23 protein-coding genes and 4 pseudogenes are annotated in these 17,374 nt (G+C 47.6%); 18 read left to right on the top strand and 9 right to left on the bottom strand.

Annotated elements, in window-relative coordinates; all coding sequences use genetic code 11:
- Positions 1-108: 108 nt before the first annotated feature.
- The 6 genes and pseudogenes from JZM30_RS08115 to JZM30_RS08090 all read right to left on the bottom strand — a co-directional run bounded on the left by JZM30_RS08115 (position 109) and on the right by JZM30_RS08090 (position 4,669).
- Positions 109-891, bottom strand: coding sequence for an antitermination protein Q (locus JZM30_RS08115; RefSeq protein ID WP_252318301.1), 783 nt, complete (start codon positions 889-891; stop codon positions 109-111).
- Positions 891-2,765: pseudogene (locus JZM30_RS08110) on the bottom strand (toprim domain-containing protein). Before JZM30_RS08110 ends, JZM30_RS08115 begins: the two are co-directional and overlap by 1 nt.
- A gap of 34 nt (positions 2,766-2,799) precedes the next feature.
- Entirely contained in the window at positions 2,800-3,669 is an 870-nt protein-coding gene (locus JZM30_RS08105; RefSeq protein ID WP_252318300.1) for a hypothetical protein, read from the bottom strand.
- Positions 3,666-3,860 carry a DUF4222 domain-containing protein gene (locus tag JZM30_RS08100; protein ID WP_252318299.1) on the bottom strand — a complete coding sequence of 65 codons (195 nt, stop codon included), beginning with the start codon at positions 3,858-3,860 and terminating at the stop codon, positions 3,666-3,668. Before JZM30_RS08100 ends, JZM30_RS08105 begins: the two co-directional genes overlap by 4 nt.
- Entirely contained in the window at positions 3,857-4,159 is a 303-nt protein-coding gene (locus tag JZM30_RS08095) for a hypothetical protein (protein ID WP_252318298.1), read from the bottom strand. Before JZM30_RS08095 ends, JZM30_RS08100 begins: the two co-directional genes overlap by 4 nt.
- A gap of 273 nt (positions 4,160-4,432) precedes the next feature.
- On the bottom strand, positions 4,433-4,669 hold the full coding sequence (locus JZM30_RS08090; RefSeq protein WP_438801483.1) for a helix-turn-helix transcriptional regulator: 237 nt from the start codon (positions 4,667-4,669) through the stop codon (positions 4,433-4,435).
- Between the two features lie 61 nt (positions 4,670-4,730).
- Between JZM30_RS08090 and JZM30_RS08085 the strand changes: the two genes are divergently transcribed.
- From JZM30_RS08085 to JZM30_RS08010, 17 genes and pseudogenes are all read left to right on the top strand, one after another.
- On the top strand, positions 4,731-5,363 hold the full coding sequence (locus JZM30_RS08085; RefSeq protein ID WP_252318297.1) for a helix-turn-helix domain-containing protein: 633 nt from the start codon (positions 4,731-4,733) through the stop codon (positions 5,361-5,363).
- 463 nt (positions 5,364-5,826) lie between these two features.
- Positions 5,827-6,081, top strand: coding sequence for a hypothetical protein (locus JZM30_RS08080; protein WP_252318296.1), 255 nt, complete (start codon positions 5,827-5,829; stop codon positions 6,079-6,081).
- A 367-nt stretch (positions 6,082-6,448) separates the two neighbouring features.
- Positions 6,449-6,916, top strand: a complete 468-nt coding sequence (locus tag JZM30_RS08075; RefSeq protein ID WP_252318295.1) for a hypothetical protein — start codon at positions 6,449-6,451, stop codon at positions 6,914-6,916.
- A gap of 78 nt (positions 6,917-6,994) precedes the next feature.
- The gene (locus JZM30_RS08070) at positions 6,995-7,375 is read left to right on the top strand and encodes a hypothetical protein (RefSeq protein ID WP_252318294.1); all 381 of its coding nucleotides are present in this window, start codon (positions 6,995-6,997) and stop codon (positions 7,373-7,375) included.
- Positions 7,368-7,556, top strand: a complete 189-nt coding sequence (locus JZM30_RS08065; RefSeq protein ID WP_252318293.1) for a hypothetical protein — start codon at positions 7,368-7,370, stop codon at positions 7,554-7,556. The genes JZM30_RS08070 and JZM30_RS08065 overlap by 8 nt, the downstream gene beginning before the upstream one ends.
- Entirely contained in the window at positions 7,546-7,824 is a 279-nt protein-coding gene (locus tag JZM30_RS08060) for a hypothetical protein (RefSeq protein WP_252318292.1), read from the top strand. The genes JZM30_RS08065 and JZM30_RS08060 overlap by 11 nt, the downstream gene beginning before the upstream one ends.
- A 27-nt stretch (positions 7,825-7,851) precedes the next feature.
- Positions 7,852-8,049, top strand: coding sequence for a hypothetical protein (locus JZM30_RS08055; protein WP_252318291.1), 198 nt, complete (start codon positions 7,852-7,854; stop codon positions 8,047-8,049).
- A 170-nt stretch (positions 8,050-8,219) separates the two neighbouring features.
- Positions 8,220-8,468, top strand: a complete 249-nt coding sequence (locus JZM30_RS08050) for a hypothetical protein (protein ID WP_252318290.1) — start codon at positions 8,220-8,222, stop codon at positions 8,466-8,468.
- A gap of 71 nt (positions 8,469-8,539) precedes the next feature.
- Complete coding sequence (locus JZM30_RS23895; RefSeq protein ID WP_308167145.1) at positions 8,540-8,695, top strand: hypothetical protein; 156 nt, start codon at positions 8,540-8,542, stop codon at positions 8,693-8,695.
- Positions 8,692-9,519: pseudogene (locus JZM30_RS08045) on the top strand (SPFH domain-containing protein). The gene JZM30_RS23895 and the pseudogene JZM30_RS08045 overlap by 4 nt, the downstream one beginning before the upstream one ends.
- A 75-nt stretch (positions 9,520-9,594) precedes the next feature.
- Positions 9,595-10,401, top strand: a complete 807-nt coding sequence (locus JZM30_RS08040) for a hypothetical protein (protein WP_252318289.1) — start codon at positions 9,595-9,597, stop codon at positions 10,399-10,401.
- Complete coding sequence (locus tag JZM30_RS08035; RefSeq protein ID WP_252318288.1) at positions 10,401-10,655, top strand: hypothetical protein; 255 nt, start codon at positions 10,401-10,403, stop codon at positions 10,653-10,655. The genes JZM30_RS08040 and JZM30_RS08035 overlap by 1 nt, the downstream gene beginning before the upstream one ends.
- A 38-nt stretch (positions 10,656-10,693) precedes the next feature.
- A complete protein-coding gene (locus JZM30_RS08030) occupies positions 10,694-11,215 on the top strand; it encodes a beta clamp domain-containing protein (RefSeq protein WP_438801482.1) in 522 nt (173 codons plus the stop codon).
- Positions 11,212-11,349 carry a sodium:solute symporter gene (locus JZM30_RS08025; RefSeq protein ID WP_252318287.1) on the top strand — a complete coding sequence of 46 codons (138 nt, stop codon included), beginning with the start codon at positions 11,212-11,214 and terminating at the stop codon, positions 11,347-11,349. The genes JZM30_RS08030 and JZM30_RS08025 overlap by 4 nt, the downstream gene beginning before the upstream one ends.
- The gene (locus tag JZM30_RS08020; protein ID WP_252318286.1) at positions 11,346-11,567 is read left to right on the top strand and encodes a hypothetical protein; all 222 of its coding nucleotides are present in this window, start codon (positions 11,346-11,348) and stop codon (positions 11,565-11,567) included. Before JZM30_RS08025 ends, JZM30_RS08020 begins: the two co-directional genes overlap by 4 nt.
- The gene (locus tag JZM30_RS08015; protein WP_252318285.1) at positions 11,564-11,767 is read left to right on the top strand and encodes a hypothetical protein; all 204 of its coding nucleotides are present in this window, start codon (positions 11,564-11,566) and stop codon (positions 11,765-11,767) included. Before JZM30_RS08020 ends, JZM30_RS08015 begins: the two co-directional genes overlap by 4 nt.
- 202 nt (positions 11,768-11,969) lie before the next feature.
- A complete protein-coding gene (locus tag JZM30_RS08010; protein ID WP_252318284.1) occupies positions 11,970-12,323 on the top strand; it encodes a hypothetical protein in 354 nt (117 codons plus the stop codon).
- Between the two features lie 177 nt (positions 12,324-12,500).
- Here the strand turns inward: JZM30_RS08010 and JZM30_RS08005 are convergent.
- A pseudogene (locus JZM30_RS08005) lies at positions 12,501-13,713 on the bottom strand (tyrosine-type recombinase/integrase).
- Between the two features lie 547 nt (positions 13,714-14,260).
- Here JZM30_RS08005 and JZM30_RS08000 point away from each other — a divergent pair.
- The gene (locus JZM30_RS08000) at positions 14,261-14,818 is read left to right on the top strand and encodes a methyltransferase domain-containing protein (protein ID WP_252318283.1); all 558 of its coding nucleotides are present in this window, start codon (positions 14,261-14,263) and stop codon (positions 14,816-14,818) included.
- Between the two features lie 135 nt (positions 14,819-14,953).
- On the opposite strand, the pseudogene JZM30_RS07995 reads toward JZM30_RS08000, so the two are convergent.
- Together JZM30_RS07995 and JZM30_RS07990 are read right to left on the bottom strand one after the other, a co-directional pair.
- A pseudogene (locus JZM30_RS07995) lies at positions 14,954-16,203 on the bottom strand (gluconate:H+ symporter).
- Between the two features lie 389 nt (positions 16,204-16,592).
- Positions 16,593-17,270 (bottom strand): YtjB family periplasmic protein, encoded by a 678-nt coding sequence (locus JZM30_RS07990; protein WP_252318282.1) that lies wholly within the window; start codon positions 17,268-17,270, stop codon positions 16,593-16,595.
- Between the last annotated feature and the right edge of the window lie 104 nt (positions 17,271-17,374).

Below are 17,374 nucleotides of genomic sequence, written 5' to 3'. Positions count from 1 at the left end.
GTCAGAGTGATTTGGATACAAGATTCCGCTATCTAAAGGATCTACACCAACTTTATGCAAAATGCAAGACCATGTTTGAAAAATGTCGGCATCCGTACCGAACGCGCATTACTTGGTTATTTTGTGGAACTCGATAGCGGCCACGCCTTCCTCTATATCGCATTTCACCACCAGCGCTTCATAGAACGGCTTCCAGTTGCGTGACCATGATGATTGCGTTAGATCAGGAAGCAACGCTGTAATCGCTTTGTAGGCCACGGATGAGGGCATACGACTGACTCCTTTTCCACCGCAGCGCTCACAATCTTTTATCACTGGTGCGCTGTTGGCGTTGGTTGCCTTGCGGTCAAGCGCCTTTCCCGTTCCCTTGCAGTTGCGACAGCGTTTGTGAATTTTCCCTTTGCCGTTGCAGGTCTGGCAAATCTCGCGGACCACCTGGCGTTTCGTCGTCGGCGCGATCTTCTCTTCGCCGTCCATACCGATGTAACCTAGGTAGGTCACAACATCACGCTCAACCTTCACCAACCCCTCACCGTTGCAGTCGTGACAGGTCACGCTGGCGCTGGCAGAATGCGCGTATTCCTCATAGGCAAGTACGGCAAGGATCTGCATACAGCGGGCCAAGCGGCGGCCGGCGACTTTGCCGACATGCTTCGGTGCCTTGCGCATCGCATACTGCGCCAATTCGGTAATGGCCTTGTGTTTATCCTCTTCGCTGATCCCTGCCTTGCCCAGGAATGCCGCCATGCCGAACTGCGCCTTTGACTGGCAGTATCCGAGCGCACCCATCATATCAGTGCCGTTGAGAGCGTCAGGACTGGTATTACGCGAGGTATCGTTTATGTGCATAGATTTCTGATTGAAATATTTCAGGGCAGATTCAATTTTCATTACGCCGTCCTCGTTACGTTTCCAGCTTCCCATTCCATATCGATTTCGCTTTGCGCTTTTCCAGCCAGATAATTAAATGCGGTTTTGTTTCCTTCCAGAAATTGATGAGAGTGCTTATCGAACGTTGCGCCAACATCCCCTATCCATCCCTCACCCTCTCGTTGTTTTAACAGGCGTATGAGTGCAGGAGGCGTATTAATAGCCAGCTTTTCTTTGTCGCTTAGGGATTCAAGTCCGGACCTGTCCACTTTTCGTTGCGCCATTTCTCGTGGAATATTATGCCAGACGGACATAACGTTATCTGGCATATCAGTAAGCGCCCCGTCCCTTTCACGTCCATTTTTCCGGTGGGTATGCTCTCATCTGTTTTTCTGGCGTGAGTCACTAGAATGACGTGACAGTTGTGATCGTTCTTAAAATCAAACAGCGTATCTATGAAATGCTTCTGCCAGGAATAGTCTTCCTCATCCAGCCCGCATTTTGCCAGGTTATCGATGACGAAGAGTTCAATGCCGTATCGACGCCGGGCATAAGCGAAAATCTCCAGCAGGCGTCCAGCCTTTGCCGTTCCGGTTAAGCTTAAATACCCATAGTCGATCAGATAACCATTCGTTACTCTGAATAGTTTCCTGCCGCTCAGGGGTTGCAGTACAAATAATTTGCCGCGTGAGACGGGCCAGCATTTTTCCGGGCTTCAGTTCCAGTGAGGCGATACAGGTTTTTATTCCTTGATTCATGGCTTCAACGGCTATGTGGCCCACTAACTCCGTTTTCCCGTGGCCGTTAACGTCGTTAACCAGCGTCAATTCAGATGAGCGAAACCTGAAATTGTGATTAAGTGAGTCCCATGGGCCGCTGAACAAGCCGACATCTCGGTGCGCAAAGGCATCAATCGTTTCTTGCAACAAGTCACCCGCAGAGCAAAGCTCATCAGGATCGAAATATTTTGCCTTTTCCATAACATCGATAACTTCATCCGATGTCAGCCCTGCCTGTAAGCACTCGTTAATGTCCTTGTGTGGCAATTCCACCAGTCGGCAGCGATGCTCACCCAGACGGCGAGCAATTTCCTTTGCGGCTTCCAACCCCACATCATCGTTATCCAGGCTGAGCCAGATTTCATCAAACCGATCAAGGTTATGGTACTCGTATTCGATCCACTGCTGTTTAGCCCCCTTTCCACCACCAAACGGCACAGAAAGCGCGGGTAATCCGTACTGATGATACGTCATGCAATTAATTTCACCCTCGCACAGAACAACGATACGCATATTGTTAGGCATGGCTTGCCAGCCAAACAGACACGGTTCACAGTCAGCTTCAGCCATAATGATTTTTTTATCATTAGGCCGTTCAGTGCTGATCCGCTTAACCTGTAGTAATTCTCCGTTGCGTAGGTATGGAAAGGCGATAGCGGGCAGCTCGCGTTTTTCATCACCAAACCAGACTACCGCGTCACTGATGCGAAATTTATCCGCTGTTTCCCTCGTGATACCACATGATTCAAGGTAGGCGTAACATTGCTCGGCCTTTTTAACCCCCTGTTTCTTTGGTCGGGAAAATGTTTTTTTCTTCGCTTCAAAATGACGGTCATCGTCTTTCAGCCCAAGAAATTCTTTCGCTTCACGCATGGCATCATGAAGTTGGCAATTGCGCACCAGCACCCACAAATCCAGCAGATCACCGCCGTCACCGCTGGCAAAATCAGCCCATTTTTTATCACCAGCGAGATTTACCTTGAGGCTTCTTCCTGCCTCACCGCCAACGCTACCAACACACCACTCGTTACCCTCTTTTTTGCCGTTTGGTAGCAGGTACTTCGCGACGCGATCAACGCTATCCCACAACTTTTCAGACAGTTCAGTTGGTGTCATCTCACGCGCTCCGCAAATCAAATTTAACAAAACACTAGGTAACCAAGCCTTCGCACAGCACTCCGTGGTTATACCCAGACACCAGTAATCGTTTGAGTAATCGTCTCATCACCGGACACTCCCAGCCATGGCGCTTCGCATGGCGTCGTAATCGATAATTAGGGTCGTTGTATACAAACGGCTTGGGATCACCCGGCGTTGAACCGCTCCCCCCTTGCGCCGTGGGCTTTTCGTCGTTCCAGCGCTCACCGTTCAGGTAGGACGCGGGAAGCAGGCGGTCAAATCCGAATACGCCAGTTCGCAAGCGCAACCCAATATCATCCGCCAGCATCTGGGCGAACTCGTCAGCGCTGCCCCGAGTGATTTTCTTCCAGGCTGTGAATTTCGTTCGGAATGCCGATTTTGATTTGGCTTTGGCGTCCTTGCGCAACCCTGCCACCCAAAAAATATCCTCGAAGGCAGTTTCGACGGGATCGGAGGGATTACCAGCACCAGCAAATTCCGGATCGGGATTGTCGTCAAGGGTTCCCGTGTCTGGGTTTTCCTGTGCAGGTGACTTGCCCGATTCGTCGGGTTCGGATTCCTTCGTCCGAGAATCGGACAAAGTATTTTTATCTTTTAGTTCTTTTACTTCTTCTGGTAAAGCTTTTTGAAACTCAGGTGTAACGCCACCAGCGTTACTATTTGCGTTACCGTCGATAGTTTTGGCTGGCGTATCAAAAATGATCGCACCATTAACCATCAGTAACAGCCCCATATTATTTGAATCGACCACTGCCTCTAGGGTGGTTCCCTTCATCCCGTTCAGTGCGTTAACTTCACACCAAAGTGTTAATGCGGCTTTCTCTGCGCTATTTTCTGCTTCCACGCACAGCGATGCGTTTTCATCGAAATAAGCTTTCATTCTTCAGTCCTCGTGAAATATTGCTGAAACTTCCAGACTGGCTGCATGCATTCATGCGGGTAATTTGGCCTGTCGAAATAAACCTGTTGCTTGTCCTGACAGTAGCCCGTCACATGAACCATCACGCCACGTGGATCGCGGTAAGTTCTGTCGAGCGCCATCACGGAACTGGTTGGGGTGGAAGTTGTCATGCGTCACCAGCCTGGTTGTCAGCGGCCACTATCGCGACGTTGAAAGATTTGGATTCCTCTTTGGTGAGAGGACGAAAGGAAAGCAACTCAACTCGTACATTGGGGTATAGATCTTTAATCACCGACGCTGCATCTACCGCACAGCCAGCAATAGATAGCGTGCCATTCCCAACATGTGATACACGCACGTCGATTTCATGAATGTCATCAGGTGCCCGCCCGTTAGTGACCAGATACGAGAAAAGAAAATCACTGGTATCTGTTGATGAACCTGACGATTTATTGATATCTTTGCTCATGATTTATATCCGCAAATCAAAGTAGCCGGTTAGAGGTGCCACTCTTTCCGGCTTTTTTCTTGCCAGTTTTTCGCTTTGCTGCTGTAGTTTGCCCAAGCGCCCATTGACGAGCGCGGGACAAACAATCATCAAAGCAACCCCCCTTTCTTGCTGGACTGCGACATGCGGCGGTAATGCTCAATGCCTGCGTCCGCCCCCCCCTAGCCACCGCAGAAGGGAAACCCTCTGCTACCAGATGGTCTATGATGTGTTTACGGATGAAGGTTTCAGGAGTCATTGTTTATCACCATAAAGTAACCAATGGGGATCGCATTGAAGAGCCTCCGCCAGCTCAAAAAACAAGCGGTGGCGCTTTGTTTTACCAGACTCAATAGCCTGTAAAGACTGTTGTCGCATCCCCACCTTTTTAGCCAACTGGGCTTGGGAGAAATTATTTTCCAGTCGCTTCTGTTTGATTCGTTGTGATATAAGCTCCATAAAACACCTCACAGCTTTATTTGTATAGTCCAACAGATTTTACTGCTTGTCAAATACAGTTTAAACTGTCAATATTCGATACAGGGGGTGTACTATGAGTCTTGCTAGTAGAGTAAAAAGTCGTCGATTGGAACTCGGTTTGAGTCAGACCGAAGCCGCAGAAAAGGCTGGGATAAAACAGCAGTCATGGGCCAGCATAGAGGATGGGAAGACCCAAAAACCTAGAAATATTATTGGAATTTCTAGTGCTCTCGGGTGTGATCCCGCATGGCTTATGCAGGGTGGGTTATTATTAAAAACGTCAGAAGTGAATACACGGAAGGTGCCATTGATAAGTTATGTTCAGGCTGGGGCGCTAGCCGAAAACAAGCCCATTCGAGATATTGATGGCAGTTTCGAGTATGTGATGACAGACTTGGATATATCAGAGCATAGCTTCGCTTTAAGAATCACGGGAGACTCGATGGAGCCCGATTTTAAAGAGGGTGATGTAATCATCGTAGATCCTGAAGTTGAACCCGCCCCAGGCGAATTTGTTGTAGCTGCTAACGGAAGCAACGAGGCCACTTTTAAAAAATATCGCCCTACCGGGCTGGGGATGCGAGGGGAAATTCATTTTGATCTTATCCCGCTAAATAGCGATTACGCGCCCGTAAGCAGCGCTGAAGTTTCAATAAAAATCATTGGCACTATGATTGAGCACCGCATCTACCGCAGAAAACGGTAACGCCATACATATCTCTTTCATCAGTCATTCGAAAGATCAGCCGTCCGAGAGGCGGCTTTTTATTATTTTTATCTTTAAATACAAATAAATATGTCATAACAAAAAATAAATACAGATTTTACTGTTGACTGACATGCAGTTTTATCTGTATGTTTATATCACTAGCGGAAACGGAGATAGTGAGATGAATACCCCTTTATTCAGTTCAAACAACACCTCCCCTTATCTTCAGGATGGGCGCCATCTTTTCCGCATTCACAGTTATATGCGGGAAAGAGCGTGATTGTTTTCACAAGCTACAACCAAGATACCATCGAATTTGCTTTATATAAAAAAAGCGGCAATGAGTTCATCATCGTAGACGCCTTTAGGGATTACGAATCGGCGTCTGATGATGCAAAAAAATTCCCGGAACACGCGATTATATAAAACAGAGTATTTTACATACTCAGGCGGTTTTATCATGAAATTGATTGATCGCAAAGCAAGAAAACTCGCTCAGAGCTGCGTCAAAAACAATCCTACCCGATGGGGCTGGACTCTAGCCATGTGGAAATTAAAACAAGCATACGGGATTGATGAACCAGAACCAATGTCGATGGTTGGTGATGTTAACAGCAATTGTATTTGTACGTATAGCAATCCTGAAACTGGTGAATATCATTTCATAGCCAAAAGACAATTAAGGGAAGCGGAGGGAAATTATGCAATCAACTAGATTAATAACAAGTAATGCGGTATCTCCTTCTGTTATCAATGGTCCTGTATACCAAGACATAAGAGATGCAATCGTTATTACAATGCCTGATGACTCCATGTCTGGAACGATTGAATGCCGCGATCAGCTACTTATAGATACTACTCGCTATCGTTTTTTTGAAGATGGTATTTATTATTTTAAGTTCAATGATCTTTTTTTGTTAAGCGCTTATAGGATATTGGCGGACCAATGTTAGTCATATCTGATAACAAGCAATATCAAACATGGCGACTTGAAGAAAGTGAGCAACATCGAATTCAAATAATTGGGCGTATAGAGAAGGTCTGTCAAATAAAGACGTTCCATCAACGCAGAGGTTAAGGCAATGAACCCAGAAAAGATTGATTACAACCGCATCAACGAGAATGAAATCATAGACGATGGCGGAATTGATGCAGCGTTCCAGTTAAAAGATTTACCTGTATACGTGGTCTATCGGCACGGGCGTTATAAAAAATGTTTCAGTCGTGATACAGCAATCAACCGTCTGGCGCATTTCATGACTGAAAAGGTATTCCGTAGAGCTAATCGCAGTTCTCGCCGTCCCGATGTTTATCGCGAAGATGCTGAGGCATGGGAGCGCGGGGAAGTTCTACCAGAGTACAAATTGGCACATGCACGTTGCGAGCTACGCATTAGTCGATTGTTAGCGGAAAAACAAAAACAGAAACGGGATGCAGAACGCTGGAATAAAAAATTTAGAACATGGGCTATAAAGCACGAAGCCCTGATAGACCAAAAGAAAGAATCAGAGAAAATTTATAACCAGTTAATGAAATCCAGACCGTATTAATTAAACAACCAAATCAATTTTAATTACAGCGCCAGCGCTGGGGGAATCCCTTACCCTAAAACCTGTGGAGTGTTAATTGTGAAAAATAACAAACCATTCAGCCAAATTGAATTTGAGCGTAAACATATTTCCCGTTTATACGTGGATTTTTGCCAGCGCCATTATGGTAGCAGCGTGGCAATTATGAAACTTGAGAACGGTAGTAAAACCACCGTGGAGGTATCAGAAAGTAACGTTAGTTCCTGCATGGTGAAGTATATCGAGAATGTAGGAGTAGAAGAGTTCGGACTTGAAGCTGCCACCAGCCAGATAAAAACACTATACATCAACATGCAAAATAAAGACGGAAGTAAATTAACTCCTCTCGGTGTTGGGGTTATGAGTGAAATGATTTTGGCTGCTGTAAGTGATACTATCGACAATAACGGGGCTAATGTTCTGGAGGTGGGAAATGCTTGATATGGGCGCCAGCGATGCCGCCGTTAAAGGCTGCCAATTGTCCTCCCTTATCGCTGTTATTCAGGGGCATGAGATTACCGAAGTCGAGCACGGCAACTTGATGGAACTGGCTAACGATATAGCTGGTGAGGTTGCGGTTTATATCCTCGAAAAAGAAAAGGAGGCGTCAGATGCCGAATAACACGCCTGACGTATCCAAGTTGCAGGACACTATCAATTATATGGACTGCTTATCTCAATCTGGTTTTTCAGAAATATCATCAATCGCCAAGCTCGCTATATCTTGGCTGGAGACGCCAGAGTGGTACAACCACTTAGAAGTGGTAGCAGATGCCTTAACCGCGATTTATGGCAAAGCAGACGACATGCAAAATGTAATTAATTCAGAAGCTGAAAATGTCAATTGCAATTTCAAAGATGAAGCTTTTGTGCGCCGTATGACTGCATGACGTGAAGCGAATATTCCGTGGTAAAGCATGAGCCAAGAGATGTCTGTGACAGATGCAGGACAAAAAGCCGATCAACTATACGTCATCATGCGTTTAGTTGAGCAATTTCCTGACGTTTTAGAAGATTGGGAGATTAAATCTATTGCAAAGATATGTAGTGGCCTATCTAGCGACTTAGTTTGTTGGATTGAGGAAAAAGAAAGAAAAGATAAGGAAAAGCCATGAGCCATGAGCCATGAGCCATGAGCCATGAGCCATGAGCCATGAAATAACATTGGAACAAGCCAGTGATAGAGCATTTCAGGTTAAATGCATCCTTTATGTTCTAGCAAACAACGCTAACGAAATGAATCAGGCTATACGTGAAGGTTTAACGGAAGCCGCTTTATTTCTTTGTGGATATTCTGCTTAATGGCTGGGTGAAGAAGCAGCAGAACGGAGGTAAAACAATGCCTGACAATTTAATTATTAAGAAAAGGAACAACAACCAAATTGACGCAATCGACGCCATTATCAAAATTAAATATTTGTTAGCTGCTGCGCAATATTTAACAGCGAGCGCAGATGAGGATAAATGTCGTTACGAATTGCTTTCTTTAATTGAAGATCTCGTCACCCGCACATTAGATGAGAACGGTGAATAACATACAAAAACTGGGGTAATTTCTTAAGGAAATAAACAGTGAAAAACTATTTACGAATTGTCATTTAGCTTGTGATTGCTGCCAGTGTGTACGGTCTCTTTGTCCCTGTTCTCATATCAATGAAGGACACGATAAGCGTTATTTCCGGGCTGACATTGGCTTTTATGACCCCGCCGTGTCTGTACGCCATTTTTAAGGGTCTCTTTATCGGTAAGGAAAAGAAATGAAAAAGATTATTTGCGCAGTACTACTCTCCTTTGCGGCCTTTGTAATAACAGGTTGTGCTCGCGTTGAGCCGGGTAATGTTGGCATCAAGGTAAATAAACTGGGTGACGATAAGGGCGTGGGTGAAGTTGTCGGCGTGGGCCGCTACTGAACTGGCTGGAATACCGAGATATACATCTTCCCAACCTTCAAACAAATGAAGATCTACGACCACGCTTTCAGTTTCCATATGAGCGACGGCACGACCATTGGTTATCTCATTGGCGTGGCCTACAAGGTTGATCCAACCAAAGTAACAACTTTTTTCCAGACATACCGCAAAGGTGTTGACGATATTACTGATACCGATCTGCGCCAGAAGATAGCCGACGCGCTTAACCGTCTGGCCAGCCGCATGAGCACGGATAAATTTATCGACGGCGGAAAGGCCGACCTGTTAGCCAGCGCCCTGAAAGAAATTCAGGACGACATGGAGCCTATCGGTATTCAGGTAATCAGTCTGTCCTATGTTGGCAAGCCGGAATACCCGCCAACGGTGATAGACAGTATTAACGCCAAAGTCACCGCTAACCAGAAAACCATGCAACGTGAGCAAGAAGTAAAACAGCGCGAAGCAGAAGCCAACATGCTGCGTGCAGAGGCCGATGGTCAGGCCGACGCCAAAATGACGCTGGCTAAAGCGGAGGCAGAGTCAATCCGTATTCGTGGCCAGGCGCTTCACGAAAACCCAGAGGTTCTTCAACTTGAGGCAATCAATAAATGGAGCGGAGCATTGCCGCAATACATGACCAACGGTGCAGGCACGCCGTTCATTCAGGTCAAGTAATCCACCAGCCCGGCTGTGTGCCGGGCAATAAAAGGAAATAGGTAAGAGGATTGACTTATGACTACTAAAACCGAAATGACCACCAGCGCTTTAAATCTGAGCGCCACACAAAGCCAAACTATCGACAGCCAGCATTTACTGCAAATGGTCAATGAGGCGCGTAAAGAGTGCAGTGAAAAACCAATTCGCAATAACGATTTTATTGACCGCATCAAAGATGAGCTGGACGGGGAGTATTACGAAACTTTCGTAAAACCTTCTGGCAGTTTTGGCGGCCGGCCCGCTGAGGTCATCAACATGGAAATCAAGCAGGCGCTACGGGTTGCAGCTCGTGAGTCAAAGGCCGTGCGCCGATCACTGGTGAATAAGCTGGAGGACATGCAAAAATCCGCGCCAGTTGACGCTATGCGCTTGCTGAATGACCCGACCACATTGCGTGGGTTATTGATGAACTACTCAGACGACAATCAGCGCTTAACAGGTGAGAACCAGCTATTAACTGCGACCGTAGGCAGCCTGGAAAAGCACTTCACCAAAGGTATGACGATCCCGGCATTCTGCAAAGGGTTGAACGGCGTCAACGTCAACAAAATGATGTGGTGGGCCTGCGAACGTGGCTGGGTCTATAACTCGCGTCGAGATCCTGAGAAAAGCCCTAAATGGCGTGTAGCTTCCTATGCGCGTGATAAGTATCTGCCTGAGGAAAAAACAGACATTACACCTCACGGCATGGATCAGTTTGAAAAGTATACCTCCGTCTTGCTGGAGAAAGGCTGTCACCGCCTTTATAAGCTTTATATGAAAGGCGAGTTACCAATGAAAAAGACATGGAACGGCGAATACAGCCACGACAAAGCCACTTATACACCGGAGGATAAATAATGGAACTGCTTCCCTGCCCGCTTTGCGGAAATGATGAAATTGATATCGATCCAGTTACGCACGAAGGCGAAACGATGTGTGTTGTTCGGTGCGATTGTTGTGGTGTTAGCCTGGCCCCCAATGGGCTTGAAATGTCTCACGCCATCTGGAATCAGAGGGCTTCCCGACCAGCGGAAGCGACGGAACCTTACCAAATCCTTGAGCACCCGGCAATGGGACGTTTTCAGGTAGTTAATCTGGGGGGCAAAGCATGATTATTTAAACCAGTCTCCTCCGCGCTGCGCTGGTGTGTGTGGCCAAAGCCGATCCGCGCTATTACCTCGAAGGGGTGCATATCACGCCGAAATATATCGAGGCAACCAACGGACATGTCGCCCTGCGCATGGAGCACGGGATCAAAACGCGCAAAAACATCATCGTTAAGTTTGACGGGCCAGTACCGGTTAAGGCTGAAACCACGGAACTGGTATTCAATAAGGATCCCATAGCGGTTCACCGTGATTATAACGGGCTGCGTATCTCCATTACCGCCACACGGTTGCTTGACGGCCGCTTTCCCGATTTGGACCGGGTGATCCCGACCACTATCAACGATAGTGTCATTCCCGCCGTTCAGGGCGAATACATGGCCTACCCTGCCAAAATGTTTGGCCGTGAACGTAAATTTGTACCTGTGAAGATAGCCCCATCTGGGGAAACGTCTGGGTGTCGATTCCTCTTTGATAAAGCGATAGGTGCCGCATTCGGCAATCCCCAATTTGTCGTAATGCCTGTTCGTATGGGCCGCGAAGACTGGAGCGGGGGTGGTGCATGAAAAAAGTGTCTGGACTGGTGATGTTTACCCTGTTCTTTTCGAGTCTCGCGGGTGTCGGGCTTACGGCTGGCTTCTACTGCTTTATTGCCGTGGCGCATTTGCTATCGCGCCTGCTATGGGGGACGCCTGCATGACATTTGACTACCAGGACAAAGGGGCCATAGCCACGATCACCATCACTAGCACCGCCTTTGAGTTTCGCAAGCACAACCGAGTGGTAAATGCTGCACTGTTTGCGACAGATGTCAGAGCGGCGCGATCAGGCTTGTTTCTGATGAAGTCGGTTATTTCGGGCGCATCGCCAGCAATGTTACGAGCATACAAGACGGTAGCACGGGAGGCAGCACAATGAACACACCCAACATAGCCGGAACGCTTGAAGAACAGCACCAGTTAGCACTGGTATTGGTTTGTGAGGCGTCTCTTGTTCACCAGATTGCCATTCATCGCCACGCAATCTACCGCCATCGTTACGGGGATATCGCCATCAGTTCGATAGCGCTGCAAAGGTTTATTGATACCCATCTTGAGGATGCTGGGTACTCAGTATGACGCCGCTTTAACTGGTACATGACGATATTGGATACCACCCACGAGGATACCGTGAAGCATGAAAGTTATCTCGCTTATTGGGGACAACCCACAAAGTTAACGCATGGTGGGATTCACTGGTTCAACTGCTTGCTGGATCAATTCGGTGACATGGCGCAAGAACTTGGCCCAGATGTCGCCCGTAAGTTAATGGGGGGCGAAAGTGAAAAATCGCATTGATGTAGAAAGCCTAAACACGATCGGAGAGCTGCTGATTGCCCTATCAAACATCAACCAAAGCATTGATGATATCGCCATCCAGTTAGAGCTTGGCAAGGATCGTGATGACGGTTGGCGCTTTCGGGCTGGTATAGCAAAGAAAAAATGCGGAAAGGTTCATCGTGCTATCTGCGATAAATTGGCGATCCTGCGCCAGCAGGAAAAAGAGGCTATCGAGGCAAACCGTCACCATCATAACGAATATCTGATTGATGAAATGAAACGGTATTTTCCAAAAGCGGCATTTCTGGCCTGCGTACATCGGGCTAAGTTAAAGGCGGGGGTGAAAAATGTCTGATTTGATGAAAACACAAGAAGTTGCTGATTATTGCGGTGTTTCAGTGTCCACCGTTCTGCGCTGGAATAGCGTCAACCGTAAAACAGGAAAAAAAAAATCGCCCAGACTTTCCCGATCCAGACATTAAGTCATGTCCTAACCGCTGGGCAACACATAAAATTCATAAATTTGCTGGTGTTATTGAGTAGCGCTATTCACAAAAGACTCAACGCGGGTCCACCATGTCGAATATGCTTTTCGTTGCTCGTCCAGGTAGTCACTTTTGTCATACACCTGCCACACACCCGGCAGTTTATGTCCTAACATTATTTCAGCCACATGCGACTCGACAAAATCAGAAAAATTTGTTCGAGCCGTCCTTCTGAGATCATGAAGCGACCAGTGAGGAAATCGGTAATCCAACCTACGCCAAGCATACTGCATAATGTTATAGGGTAGCGGCGAAAGAGATGAGCGCCTTACAACTTCCTTTTTCCCTTCTTTTGTGAAAACAAAAGTAGACCCACTATTCATGGCAATAACAGCTTCGATTAATTTTTCAGCCTGCGGGATAATAGGCCGCTTCAACGATCTGCCTGTAACTGAGCCAGCTTTGTGATTCTCGGGCGGAACAGTCCATATCTTATTAATAAGATCGAAGTGTTCTACTTTGGCATTTAGCAACTCACCAGACCTACACCCAAAATGCAGAAGTAGCTCTATGAATATTTTGTATTTTGGAACCATCCTTGAGCCATGAATGCAGGCATAAAGAATACTGATTTCTTTAGGGTCTAACACCCGCGAACCTTCACCTTTACTTATGTCTAAATCTTTACTCGTTATTTCGTGCAGGGGCTTGGCACTGCTAATCTTGCGCCTAAAAGCCCAGCTATGCGCCTGCTTTGCATTGATCAATACCCTATCAGCAATCCCAGGTGTTTTTTGCGCTAATGGCTCTAAAATATCCAGCCAGTCATGCAAAGACGTCATATCATGTGGACGGACGCCAAGCCTCGGAAAAATGTGAATCTCGAAAGATTGGATTATTTGATCGGCACCTTTTTTATTTTTGATGCAGTACGCCTTATGCTACTCCCTTATAACATACTCAACAGACACAGCGTCCATAACCTGCCGGCGCTCATCCACACGAAAATTTAGGGTTGCGATTTGCTTCAAGCTCACCACGCAGTCTTATAACTTCATCCCTGGCCTCTTTTAGCCCGGTAGCGGGGTAGGTCCCGATATCAACACGTTCCCCCTTACCCGCCTATTGATAGCGGTACTGGAACACTATTTTTCCCTTTGGCGACACCCTGACAGACAGGCCATCCCGGTCGGCCTTGACCAACACTTTATAGCGCTCTTTACCCGCCACTGAACGTAACCAAGCGTCTGAGAGAGACATACTCCACCTCTTGTACATATCTAAAAAGACACGTCCGATTTTTACATTATGTACAAAGACATGTACAGAAATTTAGAGCAAGGAATTGAATGAAGTTGATTATGAATTGAAAGGAATTGAACTTAATCAGCAACATTAATAACTATAAAACAATTAATTATATAGTTAGAATGAAAGACTTTGACAAAGAATGATAGCTATTGAAAGGAAATGTTGGGGGGGGGTTAGTTATCGGGGTGAGAGATAATGGCTAACGTTCTGCGTTTCTCAACTTCGCGAGCGTATTCACTTGGAGACATGATTTTCAGGTTTCTTATGTTAACCACCCGGCGAGAGCATCGGCATCAGGATGTTCGCGTCAGGCAAAGTGGGGAAAAAAACGTATTAGCCGGGTATTTTCCCTGATTTGTGGGTGAGACACAATCAATCGGCGCATATTCGCGCAATACGTTGGAAATAAAAGGCAACGTATCCCCACAAGCACCAGAGAAAGAAATCTGGCATGCTGTTTTCACCCTGCCGCGTCTGCTACCCATCAGGAGCAACGATGAAAGATTGGAACCCCGCACTCTATTTACGCTTTGCCAACGAACGTACCCGCCCGGCACAGGAGTTGGTTGCCCGCATTGCCCATCCGAATCCCGATACCGTCAGCGATCTGGGCTGCGGACCAGGTAACAGTACTGAACTGTTAGCGCAAGCGTGGCCGCACGCGACGGTGACAGGCGTCGATACCTCGGCAGCCATGCTGGCACAAGCGCGCGAACGCCTGCCGCAACAGCAGTTTGTGCAAGCGGATATCGCCACCTGGCGGCCCGCACAGCCACAGGATGTGATTTATGCCAACGCCTCGTTGCAATGGGTGCCGGAGCACGCACAGTTGTTTCCGCACCTGGCACAGCAGTTGGCGCAAGGGGGTATGCTGGCAGTGCAAATGCCGGATAATCTGGACGAACCCAGCCACCGACTGATGCGCGCGGTGGCCGAACAGGCTGTATTCCTTGATAGCTATCGCCAACAGTTGGAAACGGCCTACCCGCCACACGCCGACGGCAAACGCCTGCTGGCGTTCCCGCGCCTGTTTATCGTGGCGCGCAAACGTTAAGTGATACCAGACCTCCGTCATTCCCATCACCTTAGTCATCCTCGGCGAAGGCCGGGGAACTTGTGCAGAAGGAACGCGTTCTCCCTGTAAGGGGTTCCCGCCTTCGCGGGAATGACGGAGATGGTCGGTAACGGGTTACACAACCAGCGACAGCAGCAGCACGATCAGTAACCCCACCACTGAGTTGGTCAGTTCCAACAGCCCCAAGGTTTTGAAGGTGTCTTTAATCGACAGCCCAAAATACTCTTTAAACAACCAGAACGCAGCATCGTTAACGTGCGTCAGGGTGTTACTCCCAGAAGCGGTGGCGAGCACCATCAGCGCCGGGTTGACGTTAAAAGTGGTGATCATCGGGTCGACAATCCCTGCCGCCGTGATGGCGGAGACAGTGCCGGCACCGGTAGCAAGACGCAGCAGCACAGTTATAAACCAGGCCATGATCAGCGATGATATCGATGAATGTCGCATCATATCCGCAATATAATCACCGACGCCGGTGTCCATGATAATTTGTTTAAACGCGCCGCCTGCACCGATGATAAAGACCACCATCGCCACTTTTTCAATGGCGACGGTGTAGGATTTCATGACATCGGACATACTTCTGCCGCGATTAACTCCGAAGGCAAACAGGCTGACCAATACCGCAATCAACATACTGATTTGCGCATTGCCGATAAAATTAAGAAAAGGCAGCACCACGCTATTTTTGGCAATAAACAGCTTCAGCACCGTAACACCGGTAATAATAATCGCCGGGATCAGCGGCACTAACAGGCTGATCGCAAAGCTTGGCATCTCATCATCAGAAAATACCTTTTGCGATTCCAATAACTCAGGAATAGGACGATCCAAATTCCCCAGCAGTTTAGGCAACAGGATGCCCGAGCAAATTACGGTAGGAACGGCAACGATAATCCCGTAAATATACACCATCCCCATATCCGCATGGAATGCAGTCACCAGCGCGGTGGGGCCAGGCTGTGCGCCGTTGTTGCGGCGGCAACCATGGTGATACCCAATTTCAGGAAAGGGATTTTTGCTTCTCGGGCAATACTGATAACCAAAGGTGCTAAAATCAGGAAAGCCACTTCATAGAACATGGCCAGACCGAAAATTAATCCGATAACCAAAATAGCCCATTGGACTTTCTGCGGCCCGAATCTTTTCAGTAGCGTTGATGAAACCCGCTGCGCCGCACCGGAATCCACCATCAATTTACCCAGAATGGCACCAAACAGAATAATTAATGCCGAATGCCCCAGCGTACTGCCGACGCCGTTTTTAATCGATTTACCAATTGCCTCAAGTGGTAACTCTTCACACACACCGACAAACATCGCCGCGAGCAGCAGTGCCAACATCCCGTTAATTTTAAATTTCATATTTAAAATTAACAGCAAAACGACGCCCAGAGCCACCCATATAATGGGGCAGCGCCTCAATAATAAAATTCATATTTTCCCCGTCAACATTGAATAAAAAACAAAATTAGTCAGACATTTCTTTTCTACATACATGACCACAACAAAATATGTCATACCAATTAAGCGCCCGTAATGCGCCAAAAACTGTGATGAAGATTAAATTTTTTTTATAAGGGAAAATAACCACTGAGCTGACGTGATTGAAATCACAAGAATAAATGTAACGTATACGACAAACACGCAATTAATGAGAAATGCATTATACCAATAAGGCGGGAATGGTAACCAAAAGCCGAGAAGTGGCACGGCAGCACGCCACAACGCGCGCCACCGTTACTGATCTATAGTTATGACTCAGGCTTGTCCGTTTTCTCTTCCGGCACAGGCGATGAGGTATTCTCGTCATCTTCCTTTACCGGCGTGTTGACGGTGAGCAGATAGGGTGACTGCTGCCAGCGGCTGCGGCGGTGCTGCAACAGCGTGCGGGCCAGAATAATGCCGATCGCTAACGCCAGCAGAATCATCAGGCGCAAGATATTGGTAGTGTTATCGACCTGCTTGGCTTCGGTCGCCAACACGTGAGTATCGAGCGTCATGCGCAGAAACCCGATCGGGCCATCCTTGCCGTTGATGGGCTGCACAATCTGGTGGTTGAAATAACTCCCCACCCGCTTGCCATCCAGCGCCAGCCGATCGCGCACCACAACCTCTTCTCCAGTACGGGCAATCAATGAACCGTCCTGCTGATAGAGTGCCGCGTCGAGAATGCGGCTATTTTGCGTTAACTGCGCCAGCATCGTGCTGATTTTCTGGCTGTTATCATCGTTGCTTTCCATCAGCGGCGTCAGGCTGAACGCCACCTGCCGCGCCAGCGTGCGTGCAATGTCTTCAACCTGCTCGGAACGCGCCATTTGATGACTCAGGCTGAAATAGGACGCCACCTGCATCAATGCAACCAGCAGCGCCAGGCAGATCAGTACAATAGCGGTGCGGTGTAAGCGGAATTTTAACCGGGTGTGGACCATGAGAATCCCTGAGCGATTTGCATACTTTCATGTTGCCAGAAGCGATAGCGATAGGATAGCTTGTTGCCCTGTTTTCTGAGTGATGTTCTGTTATGTTTACCCGC

This window comes from Candidatus Symbiopectobacterium endolongispinus (assembly GCF_018777385.1).
In the GTDB taxonomy this organism is placed as follows: domain Bacteria; phylum Pseudomonadota; class Gammaproteobacteria; order Enterobacterales; family Enterobacteriaceae; genus Symbiopectobacterium; species Symbiopectobacterium endolongispinus.
The sequence above is the reverse complement of the archived record's forward strand: the minus strand, read 5'-3'. Positions and strand labels throughout refer to the sequence as shown.

Bases quoted from the DNA above. Each gene is read 5' to 3' on its own strand.
- JZM30_RS08115 (WP_252318301.1), bottom strand. From the start codon at position 891: ATGAAAATTGAATCTGCCCTGAAATATTTCAATCAGAAATCTATGCAC.
- JZM30_RS08105 (WP_252318300.1), bottom strand. From the start codon at position 3,669: ATGAAAGCTTATTTCGATGAAAACGCATCGCTGTGCGTGGAAGCAGAA.
- JZM30_RS08100 (WP_252318299.1), bottom strand. From the start codon at position 3,860: ATGACAACTTCCACCCCAACCAGTTCCGTGATGGCGCTCGACAGAACT.
- JZM30_RS08095 (WP_252318298.1), bottom strand. From the start codon at position 4,159: ATGAGCAAAGATATCAATAAATCGTCAGGTTCATCAACAGATACCAGT.
- JZM30_RS08085 (WP_252318297.1), top strand. From the start codon at position 4,731: ATGAGTCTTGCTAGTAGAGTAAAAAGTCGTCGATTGGAACTCGGTTTG.
- JZM30_RS08080 (WP_252318296.1), top strand. From the start codon at position 5,827: ATGAAATTGATTGATCGCAAAGCAAGAAAACTCGCTCAGAGCTGCGTC.
- JZM30_RS08075 (WP_252318295.1), top strand. From the start codon at position 6,449: ATGAACCCAGAAAAGATTGATTACAACCGCATCAACGAGAATGAAATC.
- JZM30_RS08065 (WP_252318293.1), top strand. From the start codon at position 7,368: ATGCTTGATATGGGCGCCAGCGATGCCGCCGTTAAAGGCTGCCAATTG.
- JZM30_RS08060 (WP_252318292.1), top strand. From the start codon at position 7,546: ATGCCGAATAACACGCCTGACGTATCCAAGTTGCAGGACACTATCAAT.
- JZM30_RS08055 (WP_252318291.1), top strand. From the start codon at position 7,852: ATGAGCCAAGAGATGTCTGTGACAGATGCAGGACAAAAAGCCGATCAA.
- JZM30_RS08040 (WP_252318289.1), top strand. From the start codon at position 9,595: ATGACCACCAGCGCTTTAAATCTGAGCGCCACACAAAGCCAAACTATC.
- JZM30_RS08035 (WP_252318288.1), top strand. From the start codon at position 10,401: ATGGAACTGCTTCCCTGCCCGCTTTGCGGAAATGATGAAATTGATATC.
- JZM30_RS08025 (WP_252318287.1), top strand. From the start codon at position 11,212: ATGAAAAAAGTGTCTGGACTGGTGATGTTTACCCTGTTCTTTTCGAGT.
- JZM30_RS08020 (WP_252318286.1), top strand. From the start codon at position 11,346: ATGACATTTGACTACCAGGACAAAGGGGCCATAGCCACGATCACCATC.
- JZM30_RS08015 (WP_252318285.1), top strand. From the start codon at position 11,564: ATGAACACACCCAACATAGCCGGAACGCTTGAAGAACAGCACCAGTTA.
- JZM30_RS08000 (WP_252318283.1), top strand. From the start codon at position 14,261: ATGAAAGATTGGAACCCCGCACTCTATTTACGCTTTGCCAACGAACGT.
- JZM30_RS07990 (WP_252318282.1), bottom strand. From the start codon at position 17,270: ATGGTCCACACCCGGTTAAAATTCCGCTTACACCGCACCGCTATTGTA.